Source organism: Leminorella grimontii, from assembly GCF_039789245.1.
Taxonomy (GTDB): domain Bacteria; phylum Pseudomonadota; class Gammaproteobacteria; order Enterobacterales; family Enterobacteriaceae; genus Leminorella; species Leminorella grimontii.
On the sequence record NZ_CP146357.1, the window covers coordinates 359,322 to 371,407 of the forward strand.

Annotated in this window: 9 protein-coding genes; 4 read left to right on the forward strand and 5 right to left on the reverse strand. The window is 54.2% G+C overall.

From position 1 onward, the window contains the following. Positions 1-120: 120 nt before the first annotated feature. The 3 genes from greB (at position 121) to envZ (ending at position 2,795) form a co-directional block, all read left to right on the forward strand. Positions 121-618 carry a transcription elongation factor GreB gene (greB, locus tag V8L73_RS01785; RefSeq protein ID WP_027273521.1) on the forward strand — a complete coding sequence of 166 codons (498 nt, stop codon included), beginning with the start codon at positions 121-123 and terminating at the stop codon, positions 616-618. A 129-nt stretch (positions 619-747) separates the two neighbouring features. Further along, positions 748-1,467, forward strand: a complete 720-nt coding sequence (gene ompR / locus V8L73_RS01790) for a two-component system response regulator OmpR (RefSeq protein ID WP_027273520.1) — start codon at positions 748-750, stop codon at positions 1,465-1,467. Then, the gene (gene envZ / locus V8L73_RS01795) at positions 1,464-2,795 is read left to right on the forward strand and encodes a two-component system sensor histidine kinase EnvZ (RefSeq protein ID WP_027273519.1); all 1,332 of its coding nucleotides are present in this window, start codon (positions 1,464-1,466) and stop codon (positions 2,793-2,795) included. Before ompR ends, envZ begins: the two co-directional genes overlap by 4 nt. Before the next feature lie 78 nt (positions 2,796-2,873). Here envZ and pckA read toward each other — a convergent pair whose 3' ends face one another. From pckA to V8L73_RS01815, 4 genes are all read right to left on the reverse strand, one after another. Beyond that, the gene (pckA, locus tag V8L73_RS01800; RefSeq protein ID WP_422655608.1) at positions 2,874-4,499 is read right to left on the reverse strand and encodes a phosphoenolpyruvate carboxykinase (ATP); all 1,626 of its coding nucleotides are present in this window, start codon (positions 4,497-4,499) and stop codon (positions 2,874-2,876) included. A 273-nt stretch (positions 4,500-4,772) separates the two neighbouring features. Continuing rightward, entirely contained in the window at positions 4,773-5,657 is an 885-nt protein-coding gene (hslO, locus tag V8L73_RS01805; protein ID WP_347253990.1) for an Hsp33 family molecular chaperone HslO, read from the reverse strand. Positions 5,658-5,760: 103 nt separating this feature from the next. Next, positions 5,761-6,171, reverse strand: coding sequence for a ribosome-associated heat shock protein Hsp15 (hslR, locus tag V8L73_RS01810; RefSeq protein WP_347253991.1), 411 nt, complete (start codon positions 6,169-6,171; stop codon positions 5,761-5,763). Positions 6,172-6,289: 118 nt separating this feature from the next. Continuing rightward, a complete protein-coding gene (locus V8L73_RS01815) occupies positions 6,290-8,464 on the reverse strand; it encodes an IgaA/UmoB family intracellular growth attenuator (protein WP_051155574.1) in 2,175 nt (724 codons plus the stop codon). A gap of 323 nt (positions 8,465-8,787) precedes the next feature. On the opposite strand from V8L73_RS01815, the gene nudE reads away from it, so the two are divergent. Continuing rightward, positions 8,788-9,351 (forward strand): ADP compounds hydrolase NudE, encoded by a 564-nt coding sequence (gene nudE, locus V8L73_RS01820; protein ID WP_027273515.1) that lies wholly within the window; start codon positions 8,788-8,790, stop codon positions 9,349-9,351. Positions 9,352-9,426: 75 nt separating this feature from the next. Here the strand turns inward: nudE and V8L73_RS01825 are convergent, their stop codons facing one another. After that, positions 9,427-12,039 carry a PBP1A family penicillin-binding protein gene (locus V8L73_RS01825; RefSeq protein ID WP_347253992.1) on the reverse strand — a complete coding sequence of 871 codons (2,613 nt, stop codon included), beginning with the start codon at positions 12,037-12,039 and terminating at the stop codon, positions 9,427-9,429. Positions 12,040-12,086 lie beyond the last annotated feature (47 nt).

Genomic DNA, 12,086 nt, shown 5'->3' on the forward strand with positions numbered 1-12,086 from the left:
ATGAAATCAGCCTAAATAGCGATAAGATAGACAGAATTTTATGCCTGACTCAGCGAGACGTCAGGTTAACTTCCAAGAGTTACGCTACAATTTGAGAGCAATTGTAGCGTAGGGAATCTGATGGCAAAAAGTAATTACATTACGCGTCAGGGCTGGATGGCGCTCGACAGCGAGCTTAAGTATTTATGGCGTGAGGAACGTCCCAGAGTGACGCAGGCGGTATCTGAAGCCGCGGCTCTCGGCGATCGTTCTGAAAATGCGGAATATATTTACGGTAAAAAGCGGCTGCGGGAAATCGACCGCCGGGTACGTTTTCTCACCAAGCGCCTTGAGGTGTTGAAGATAGTCGACCCCAGCCCGCAGCAGGAAGGTCGGGTGTTTTTCGGCGCGTGGGTTAAGGTCGAAAACGAAGACGGAGAGGTTAACGTTTATCGCCTGGTCGGGCCCGACGAGTTTGAACCGTTTAAAAAATGGATCTCGATTGATTCGCCCGTAGCCAGGGCGCTGCTTGGAAAGCGGATTGATGATGAAGTCAGCGTACAAACGCCCAACGGCTGGGCGACTTACTGGATTTTGGACATTCGTTATCGCCCGTTTGATGAAAGCGAAGAGGCGTAGTGCCTGACAGTAATTGACGATTATTATTATTTGTAACATTTTTCAAGTGTGCGTTATGTAGATTGAGATGTCTCAGCTAACGTATTAATTACGTTTAGCTGTTAAGCAAAAAACTATTGGAGTGAAATCATGCAAGAGAATCATAAGATTCTGGTCGTTGATGACGACATGCGTTTACGCGGTTTATTGGAACGTTATCTTACCGAGCAGGGCTTTCAGGTGCGCGGTGTGGCCAACGCTGAGCAAATGGATCGCCTGTTGACCCGTGAGTCATTCCACCTAATGGTCCTTGACCTGATGCTGCCGGGAGAGGACGGGCTCTCAATCTGCCGCCGCCTGCGCAGCCAAAGCAATCCGATCCCCATCATTATGGTGACGGCCAAAGGCGAAGAGGTCGATCGCATCGTCGGTTTGGAAATCGGCGCCGACGACTATATTCCCAAGCCGTTCAACCCACGCGAACTGCTGGCGCGCATCCGTGCGGTGCTCCGCCGCCAGGCCAACGAGCTGCCCGGCGCACCCTCTCAGGAAGAAGCGGTGATCGTGTTCGGCAAGTTCAAGCTGAACCTGGGAACGCGGGAAATGTTTAAAGACGACGAGCCGATGCCGTTGACTAGCGGAGAGTTTGCCGTGCTTAAGGCGCTGGTGAGCCATCCCCGTGAGCCGCTGTCTCGCGATAAGCTGATGAACCTGGCTCGCGGACGCGAATACAGTGCAATGGAGCGCTCCATCGACGTACAGATCTCCCGCCTGCGCCGCATGGTGGAAGAAGACGCCGCACATCCGCGCTATATTCAAACCGTATGGGGGTTAGGCTACGTCTTCGTGCCGGACGGTAGCGCTGCATGAAGTTTTGGCGGTTCCCACCCCGAAGTGCAGTCGCACGGACGCTGCTTTTAATCATCACTCTGCTGTTTATCAGCCTGGTGACGACGTACTTCGTGGTGCTGAATTTCGCCATTTTGCCGAGCATTCAGCAGTTTAATAAAGTGCTTGCCTATGAGGTCCGTATGCTGATGACGGACCGCCTGAGGCTGGAGGACGGATCGTATCTGGAAGTCCCTCCTCAGTTTCAGAAGGAAATGTACCGTGAGCTGGGCATCTCGCTGCATACCGATGAGTCAGCTGAAGAAAGCGGCCTGCGTTGGGCGCAGCGCTATGAGTTTCTTAGTCGTCAAATGGAACAGCAGCTCGGTAGCCCGACGGAAGTGCGCATCCAGCTGGGCAACCATTCGCCGGTGGTGTGGCTAAAAACCGATCTCTCGCCCGAGGTTTGGGTGAGGGTGCCGTTGACCGAAATCCGTCAGGGGGAGTTCGCCCCGCTTTTCCGCTATACGCTGGCTATCATCCTGATGGTGATAGGCGGCGCATGGCTGTTTATTCGCATTCAAAACCGGCCGCTGGCGGACCTTGAACACGCGGCCCAGCAGGTAGGGACCGGCGTTATTCCACCGCCGCTGCGGGAGTACGGCGCGTCGGAAGTCCGTTCGGTGACGCGCGCCTTTAACCGTATGACCTCGGGCGTTGAGCAGTTGGATAAAGACCGCGCGCTGCTGATGGCCGGCGTAAGCCACGACCTGCGTACGCCGTTAACCCGCATCCGCCTGGCGGCGGAGATGATGGATGAAAAAGAGAGCTATCTGGCGGAATCGATAAGTAAAGATATCGAAGAATGCAACGCTATTATCGAACAGTTTATCGACTACCTGCGCACCGGGCAGGAACAGCAGACCGAGCCTTGTGACATTAACACCATTCTCGCGGAGGTCGTATCGGCCAGCGGCATGGAGCAGCCGGTGGAGACCGAACTGTTTAGCGGCGAACTGATTGCCGACGTCCACCCGCTTTCAATCAAGCGTGCGGTAGTAAACCTGATAGTCAACGCGTCTCGCTACGGTAACGGTTGGATCAAGCTCAGCAGCGGGCGGGCGTCTGGCCGCGTCTGGTTTCGCGTTGAGGACGATGGCCCGGGGATCCCGGCAGATCAGCTGGAGATGCTGTTTCGCCCCTTCGTGCGCGGCGATCGCGCCCGCAGCATCAGCGGAACCGGGCTTGGGCTTTCTATTTTGAAACGGATCATCGACAGCCATGACGGTGAGATCGTGATGGGAACTAGCAGGCGGGGCGGGCTGAGCGTGAAGGTGTTCCTGTATGAGTGGAAAGAGAAGGAAGAGTAGCCGTCTTTGGAGTTATCTCTCGCATAAATACAAGGAAGGCGCCCAATTGGGCGCCTTTTGCTTGGTTTGATTGCCGGGCTATTTCTTCAACTTCGGCCCCGCCGCGACCAGCGCTGCGCCAGCCGGGGTATCGGTGTATTTATCGAAGTTCTCGATAAACAGGCCCGCCAGCTTCTCTGCCTTTTCCTGCCACTGCTGCTCGGAAGGGTAGGTAGCGCGCGGGTCGAGGATAGCCGGGTTGACGCCCGCAAGCGCCGTGGGCACCGCCAGATCGAAGATCGGCAGGGTGATGGTTTCGGCGTTCTCGATTTCACCGCTCAGAATGGCATCGATGATGCCGCGCGTATCCTTGATGGAGATGCGCTTGCCGGTGCCGTTCCAGCCGGTGTTGACCAGGTAGGCGGTGGCGCCGCTGGCCTGCATTCTTTTCACCAGCACTTCCGCATACTGGGTCGGGTGCAGAGAAAGGAATGCTGCGCCGAAGCAGGCGGAGAAGGTCGGCGTCGGTTCGGTGATGCCGCGCTCGGTACCCGCCAGCTTGGCGGTAAAGCCGGACAGGAAGTGATACTGGGTTTGGTCCGGCGTCAGCTTCGATACCGGAGGCAGTACGCCGAAGGCGTCAGCGGTCAGGAAGATCACCTTCTTGGCGTGTCCCGCTTTGGACACCGGCTTCACGATGTTGTGGATATGGTAAATCGGGTAGGAGACGCGGGTGTTCTCGGTTTTTGACGCATCGTCAAAGTCGACGCTGCCGTCGGCGCGTACGGTGACGTTTTCAAGCAGAGCGTCGCGTTTGATGGCGTTATAAATATCCGGCTCGGCCTCTTGGGAGAGCTTGATGGTCTTTGCGTAGCAGCCGCCTTCGAAGTTGAATACGCCGTCATCGTCCCAGCCGTGCTCGTCATCGCCGATAAGCTGACGCTTCGGATCGGTTGACAGCGTGGTTTTGCCGGTACCGGACAGGCCGAAGAAAATCGCCACGTCGCCCTTGTCGCCCACGTTGGCGGAGCAGTGCATGGAGGCGATGCCCTTGAGCGGCAGCAGGTAGTTCATCATCGAGAACATGCCTTTTTTCATCTCGCCGCCGTACCAGGTGCCGCCGATAAGCTGAACGCCCTCGGTCAGATTAAACGCCACGAAGTTTTCAGAGTTCAGCCCCTGGGCTTTCCAATCCGGGTTGGTGCACTTGGCGCCGTTCATGACGATAAAGTCGGGCTTGAAGACGGCGAGCTCCTCGTCGCTTGGACGGATGAACATGTTTTTGACGAAGTGAGCCTGCCAGGCCACTTCGGTAATAAAGCGAACGCTCAGGCGGGAGTCCCTGTTGGCGCCGCAGAAGGCGTCAACGATAAACAGACGCTTGCCGGAAAGCTGGTCGGCGACGCGTTTTTTCAGCGAGGCCCAGACTTCTTGTGAAATCGGCTTGTTGTCGTTTTTACCTTTGCCCTGATCGGCCCACCACACGGTGTTGCGGGTCGTGTCGTCGCGGACGATATATTTATCTTTGGGTGAACGACCGGTAAAGATACCGGTGTCGACGGCGACAGCGCCAAGCGTCGTGACGGTACCTTTTTCGTACCCTTGCAGGTCCGAGCGGGTTTCTTCCTGATACAGATAATCATAGCTCGGATTGTACACAATCTCAGTGACGTTCTGGATCCCGTAGGCAGTCAGATCTTCCGGTGTGATACGGTTTGTGCTCATAATTATTCCTTATAAAGATAAATACTGCTAATTATTGTAAAGGCTTCCCTAACGCTGACTGAGACAACTATCAAGGATCGGCATATTGTTCTAAATTTTGATAAAAGATGCGATCCAGGTCGCTGTGATCTGAGACGTGAAGCGATTAAGGCGGGGAAGCAAATAGCGATAAAGATTAAAAAGCCGGGGAAATCGGGATATTCCTCCCGGCGGTTAATCAGTCGTTTTATCTTGTGAATTAAGGAAAAAGATAACGGTGGTTATTTTCTACCCTTAGTGGCGATTCTCGCTCTCCACCAACGTACCGCCGTTCAGGCGCAGCGCGTCGATATCCATTTTCTCAAACAGATAGTGTTTGCCGCAGTAGTCGCAGTGCATGTCGATGTGCCCCATCTCTTCCAGCATTGCGTCGGTTTCTTCTTCCGGCAGCGTTATCAGCGCCTGAGCGCAGCGCTCTCTGGAGCAGGTGCAGCGGAAGATAACCGGTTGGCCTTCAAACAGCGTCACCTCTTCTTCGTGATACAGGCGGTGCAGCACATCTTCAATCGGCAGGCTGAACAGCTCGTCGGCAGTGATGGTTTCCGTCAGCGTCGCCAGATGGTCGAACTCTCCGTCATTGCTCTTGTGCGCAGGCAGAACCTGAAGCAGCATGCCGGCGGCGGCAGGGCGCTCCTGATGAGCGCCGGTTTTGATAAACAGCCGAGTAGGCAGCTGTTCGGACTGGCGGAAATAGGCCTCCAGGCAGCTGGAAACGGTTTCTCCTTCAAGGCCGACCACGCCCTGATAGCGTTCGCCCTCTTTCGGCATGATAGTGATGACCAGATAGCCGTTGCCCAGCATTTCTCTGAGCGTGGCCTTATCGTCGATATCGCCCTGAAGGCGCGCTACGCCGCGCATTTGCTGTAGATTATTGCCGTTAATGACTGCCAGCTTCAGCGGGCCATCGCCCTGAAGCTGAACGGTAATGTCGCCGTCAAATTTCAAAATGGCCGTCAGCAGGCTGGTGGCGACCAGCAATTCGCCCAGCAGGCGCTGCACCGCGACCGGATAGTCGTGGTTTTCAAGAATATGGCAGTAGGTGTCGCTTAGCGTGACGAGCTCGCCCCTAACGTCGTGCTTTTCGAACAAATAGCGGTGTAGTAAATCTGCGTTCGGCATGGTTTCTCTCTTGACTCTCGTCTTCATTTATCAATTATACGGCGGCCGTGTAGCCCCTTTGTCCCTGCAATATTTGCTTTTTAAACGCCCTGCGGCGTCGCGCTTACTGCTCTTCTTCGCCGTACTTAAATTTTATCAGCGTACGCCGCTCCTTTTTATCGGGACGGCGGTCCGGATGGGGCATCGTCAGGGCATTAAGCTTACGCGCCTGAGATATGGCCTCGCGCTTGGTGATGCTTTCAGCCGTTTCCTGATAAAGCGTCTGGGCCTCGTTAGCGCCCCGGCGCTGGGCGCTGAGGGCGTTAACGATAACGGTTTTTTCGTCGTTGCCTTGGCGTAGACGAACTTCGGCGCCGACTTCGACCAGCTTGCTTGGCTTGGTCCTCTGCCCGTTGTAGTGAACTTTGCCGCCGTCAATCATGTCTCTTGCCGCCGCGCGAGTTTTATAAAAACGCGCCGCCCACAGCCATTTATCGAGCCGGATCCCTCGTTCTTCTTCTGATTGAACCGCCATACAGGGTCTCCTGCTGAAGGCCTCACCGATGTCGTTACCGATGGGGATTGTGGATATAAGCCTAATATATGGGCCGTGGACGGAAATTCAAGCCGCGCGCCATGGGGGCGGAAGCGGTTTAACTATGCTGCACTTTCTGCCTGAAGCTTTTTGCGAAGCAGCGGTCATAGTAGCTTTGGATTTGCGGGATGCGTTGTGCGTTTTTACGCAGCCGGATGAACAACAGCGCGGCGTTATACAGCAGGCTGATACCCATGATGATAAACAGCAGGCTGGCTCCCAAATAGCGCCAGAATGAGATTAGGCTGGATTCGCTGTGTAACGTGATTTGCGTCGTTTGGTTTTCTATCTTACTAATGCCGATAACAATACCGTTAGCGTTAAAGGGAACGTGCATCAACCGGCTGGAAAGGCGTTTAAGCTCGAACCACTGCTTGATTGCCGTATTGTTATAAAGCGTATCGAGCGGAATGTCAGGATTCATCAGGCTGGCGATTTCGTCCTTGTCGAGCATCTGCTCTTTGCCGCTGTCGTTAAGCAGGTAAAAACCGCCGGAGGGCTTGTTGTAAAGCGACTGAGCCGCTTGGTGCGTTTGGCTATAAAAGAAGGTCGAAACCAGCGTGTTGACCTGAGAACGCAGAGAGTCCGCCACTACGGGCCTGACGAAGAGATCCTGCTCCTGTTCCGGATTCTGCTGCGATTTTTTTACCAGCTCTTCCCATTCTTTTTCGTGAGCGAGGGAGAGCAGCGACTTTTTAAACCGCTGGCAGTCGCCCGGATCTTTACACAGCCTGTCCGTTTTCAACACGATGTCAGGAAAGTTGGGCACCAGCGTCATGCCCGCTCGTTCAGCGTTTCTTGCCAGGTCCGGATTGTTTTTAATCGCCCGATCGTTTAACGGATTAAGCTGATAGTCAATGGTATACAGCAGCTCTATTGCACGGTCTATCACGTTTGAGGACGGCAGCTCGGGCAGGTTGCTAGCGCCCCAGTACATTTGAGTGCAGTCAAACGGCATAAATGGATAGGCGACGTCGCTTTGATAGACCGTAGGGAGGCTGCACATCCCGTTGCCTTTAATCGTTAAGTGATCGCCAATCTTTATATTGGCGGCCTTGAGCTCTTCCGGCGAACTGACGCTTACGTTCGTGGGATGTTTAAACCAGGCTTTGGTCAACTCTAAAGGCAGCTTAAGCGGGATGGCTGAAAGCAGCAGCAGGATAACCATCAGGGAGGCGGCGGCCAATGCCAGATTTTTTCCCCAGTGGTGGAGTGGAAAGTTGATAGATTCATTATGCAGCGAAAGAAACTTCCCCTGCCTGACGACGTACCGGTTAAGGTAAATATCGATGTTGGTTTTACGATCGAGGTCGTAGCCAACGTAGGGCTGCCAGTGCGGCGGATAAACCAGGTCGATAGTGCCAACGGAGATATTCGTTAACTGCCCGTTGTCCGATTCGCCAAAAAGCCCCCAGCGTTTTGGAACGCCCCGCAGGCAGTGGATATTGTACTGAGGCGCCTTCGGCGAGCGGCGAAACATGTGCCACAGGCCGGCACAAAGCGTTAATACGGCGATAATAACCAACCACGGCAATAGCTCAATCGGGCTTACCAAACTACAGAAAAATATCCCATAGGAAGCGGCGATGACCAGCGAGGCGAACAGCTTCTGTTTTGGTTTAAGCGCCGATTCGGCTTCGGTTTCTTTTCTCAGCCGGATAAGCTCAACGTTTTCACTGCCGTCGCTCTTTTTGTGTAACGCGTGGTTTGGATAACGATCCCTCTCTGCGTCAGAGGCGCGTTTAGACTGAATAAAGTCGGCTAGCGTAAGGCCGTTGAGCGATAAGATAAGCGGCGTTGTCTGCGTTTTTATCAGCTCGAGCCGGTTGACGCTTTTGATATATGCGCTCCACTCCGGCTCAAGATAGACCTCTATTCCATGAACGTAGTGCCGATAGCCGTCCGGAAGCTCTTGATCGGGCAGCGACGTCACGGGGGATTCGAACTCGTACACGTTGTCGCTGTAGGGCGTCAGCGCCGTTTTAATGACGTCCCGAAGGGCGCCGTCCTGCGTTTTGTTTTCCAGATGCTCCAGATATTCACTGATTGTGGCGATTTCTTCTGCGGAAAGCTTACGCGTGCTGTTATGAACAAACGGCAGGGTATTGTCTGACGGGCGATGACGAGCCACGCGTTGACGCATAGCCCATTGATAAAGGACTACGATGATTATGATAATGAATACGACAAGCAGCAATAACGTTAATATGCTGATATCGCTATCGTTCAACATGAAAAATTCTCATTCGTCATCTTATGATTTCGGCAGTACGCTATATCGCTCTGTGTTGAATACCCTTTTAGCCTAACCCAACGGTCGGCGATCGTCAGGGCGTCTTTTGCGATAAAGTGCGTATAAAGGAACAATGACATTCTCGTTCAGGCGAAAATAATTCGCATATAGTAAATCGCTATAGTTCAGAATACAAAGGCAGTAAAGTTTTCTGTGATGGGTTTTGTCAGTTCGGCGAAATAATGGATGAAGATTATTCGTTAGAAATGACATAAAATAGCAACATATTTATTACACGGATATGCGGTTTTGAGGCCGACAAGATGAACAAAGCTCAGCAAAAGCCTAAAATTCTGAACGTTGAAACCGTTGCCCGTTCGAGGTTGTTTCACGTTCAGTCCGTTGAGCTGGCGTTCAGCAATGGTGAAAACAGGATTTACGAACGCCTTTTGCCCAAAGGAAGTAAGGCGGTGATGATTGTTCCCGTCAGCGGTAATGACATCCTGCTTATCCGCGAGTACGCGGTAGCGATTGAAGACTATGAGCTCGGATTCCCTAAAGGGCTGGTCGAGCCGCAGGAGGATATTCTCGCCGCTGCCAACCGGGAGCTTATGGAAGAGATAGGCTTTGGCGCTAAAAAGCTCACGATGCTGACCGAGCTTACGATGGCGCCGACCTATTTCGCCAGCACGATGTGCATCGTTCTGGCAGAAGATCTGTACAGCCAGAAGCTTGAAGGGGACGAGCCGGAACCCCTGACGCTGGTTCCCTGGCCGAAGGCGAACATGATGTCGCTGCTGCAAATGAAAGACTTTAATGAATCGCGCAACGTAGCGGCGCTGTTTCTTGCCAGAGAATTCCTTCAGCAGCGCGACGGGCAGCTATAGCCATATCTATATTGAAATAAGAAAGGGCCGCTTCAGCAATGAAGCGGCCCTTTTCATCGGATATTCTACCAAATATCAGAACAGTTCGTGCGAGTTGCCGCCGCTGTCGGTTACGGTGGTGCCGACTTCTGAGTAGGCGCGCGACGTAGGCTCCGTGCCCTTCATAAAGAACTCGGAGCGCGTTTTTCCGCTGCTAGGCAGCTGGCCTGTAGACATATCAATCGTCACGCTGACAATGCCCTTGGGCGGCGTGGTTTTCTTGATCGGCAACCCTTCAAGCGCGGCCTTCATAAAGTCAATCCAGGCCGGCTGGGCGCTTTGCGCCCCCGCTTCGCCGCGGCCGAGGCTGCGGCGGTGATCGTCAAAGCCGATCCATACGGAAGTGACGGTCGAAGGCCCGAAACCGGAGAACCAGGCGTCCTTCGAGCCGTTGGTGGTGCCGGTCTTGCCGCCGATGTCCGAACGCTTCAGATCTCTTGCCGCTCTCCAGCCCGTGCCGTTCCAGCCGCCGCCCGGCTCGCCGGCGATATTGCTCTTAAGCGCATCCTGCATCAGGAAGGCAAGATCTGAGCTGATAACGTGCGGCGCATAGGGATCGGCTTCGGTGGCCTGCGGTTGATTCGAAGACGTCGCCTTCAGGTCAGTGACCGGAGAAATGTCGTTGACGGCGCTTTCCGTCACCTGGTCGACTTCCTCATCGTTCTCTTCTTCACCGTTGGCGTTAGGCGCGTTCGCATTGGCCGCTTCTGCCGCTGCCATCTCTTCTTTTTGCTTGCTCAGATCGATGGTGTTGCTGACCAGCGCCTGAGATTTTTCCGTTGTGCCGTAAATGACCGGAATATCGCAGTCGAATCCGCAGGCGACCTTAGGCTTGGCTTCAAAGATGACTTTCCCATCGTCTGATTCAATCTTGGCGATAAAGTAAGGGTCGATCAGGTAGCCGCCGTTAGCGAAAACGGCATAGCCGCGGGCGAGCTGTAGCGGGGTAAAGGACGCCGCGCCCAGCGCCAGAGATTCCGTACGGGAGATGTTCTGTGCCGGGAAGCCGAAGCGCTGCAGATAGTCAGCCGCATAGTCGACGCCGATAGCGCGCATCACGCGGACGATCATGACGTTTTTCGACAGGCCAAGGCCTACGCGCAGGCGAAGCGGACCGTCGTAACGCGGCGGCGAGTTCTTCGGCGACCAAATCTTACCGCCGCCGACCGGCATGCTGATAGGCAGGTCGGTCAAAATCGTAGACAGCGTCATTCCGCGGTCCAGCGCTGCAGCGTAAACAAACGGCTTAATGTTAGAGCCGACCTGACGTACGGACTGGGTGACGCGGTTGAATTTGCTTTGGTTAAAGTCAAAGCCGCCCACGACCGCTTTCACCGCGCCAGTGTTGGGATCTAACGATACCAGCGCAGAGTTCACGCTCGGTACCTGCGCCAGCAGCCAGCTGTCTTTACCCTTACGTATCCAGATTTGCTGACCGACCGCGACGGCGTCGGTCACTTTACGCGGACTTGCACCCATCGCGCGATCGTTAATAAAAGGGCGCGCCCAGCGCATGCCGGAGAAGGGCAGCGCTTGAGTTTCACCGTTGGCCAGCATAACGATAGCCTGCTGCGCTTCGGTTTGAGTGACGACGGCAGGGATGAGAGGCCCGTAGTTAGGCAGCTTTTTCAGCGCCGCTACGATTTGGTCTTTCTCCCACGCGGGATCGTTTGCTTTCCAAAGCACTTCGGCGGGGCCGCGGTAACCGTGGCGCATATCGTACTGAATGATGTTATTGCGTACAGCGTCGGTGGCGGTGGTTTGCAGGGTTTTCGTTACCGTGGTGTAAACCTTGTAGCCGTCGGTATAGGCGTTTTCACCGTACTTATCGAACATTTCCTGACGCACCATCTCGGCCAGATAGGGCGCGGAGAAGGCAATTTCAGGTTCGTGATAGTTGGCCACCAGCGGCGCGCTTTTCGCGTCGCTGTATTCCTGCTGGGTGATGTATTTTTCTTCCAGCATCCGATACAGCACCGTGTTGCGACGCATCAGGGCTTTTTCTGGGTTATTTATCGGATTATAGCTGGAAGGCGCCTTCGGCAGACCGGCCAGCATCGCCATTTCGCTTAGCGTGAGCTGGTTAACGTCTTTACCGAAGTAGACCTGAGCCGCCGCGCCAACGCCGTAGGCGCGCGACCCCAGATAAATTTTGTTCAGGTACAGCTCAAGAATTTCGTCCTTTGACAGCGAACGCTCGATGCGAATGGCCAAAAACGCCTCTTTCGCCTTGCGAATCACGGTCTTTTCCGGGCTTAAGAAGAAGTTTCTCGCCAGCTGTTGGGTAATGGTGCTGGCGCCCTGCTGAGCGGAACCCGCGCCGAGAGCCACCACCACTGCACGGGCGATGCCGATGGGATCCAGCCCGTGGTGCTCATAGAAGCGGCTGTCTTCCGTTGCGATAAACGCATGAAGAAGCTGTGGCGGCATCTGCTTAAGCGTTAATGGGATACGGCGTTTTTCACCGAATTGAGCAATCAAATCTCCGTCTGCGCTAAACACCTGCATTGGCGTTTGCAGGCGAACCTCTTTCAACGTTGAGACGTCCGGCAGCTCCGGCTCAAGGTATTTATAGAGGCCAAAAATCGCGCCAATTCCCAAAAAAAAGCAACAGATTGCAATGATGAAAAGATACTTTACGAACTTCACCTGATAATTCCCATAACGATGGTATTGGACGGTTTATAAACAAACAC

Coding starts and splice junctions, on each gene's coding strand:
- greB (WP_027273521.1), top strand. CDS start 121: ATGGCAAAAAGTAATTACATTACGCGTCAGGGCTGGATGGCGCTCGAC.
- ompR (WP_027273520.1), top strand. CDS start 748: ATGCAAGAGAATCATAAGATTCTGGTCGTTGATGACGACATGCGTTTA.
- envZ (WP_027273519.1), top strand. CDS start 1,464: ATGAAGTTTTGGCGGTTCCCACCCCGAAGTGCAGTCGCACGGACGCTG.
- pckA (WP_422655608.1), bottom strand. CDS start 4,499: ATGAGCACAAACCGTATCACACCGGAAGATCTGACTGCCTACGGGATC.
- hslO (WP_347253990.1), bottom strand. CDS start 5,657: ATGCCGAACGCAGATTTACTACACCGCTATTTGTTCGAAAAGCACGAC.
- hslR (WP_347253991.1), bottom strand. CDS start 6,171: ATGGCGGTTCAATCAGAAGAAGAACGAGGGATCCGGCTCGATAAATGG.
- V8L73_RS01815 (WP_051155574.1), bottom strand. CDS start 8,464: ATGTTGAACGATAGCGATATCAGCATATTAACGTTATTGCTGCTTGTC.
- nudE (WP_027273515.1), top strand. CDS start 8,788: ATGAACAAAGCTCAGCAAAAGCCTAAAATTCTGAACGTTGAAACCGTT.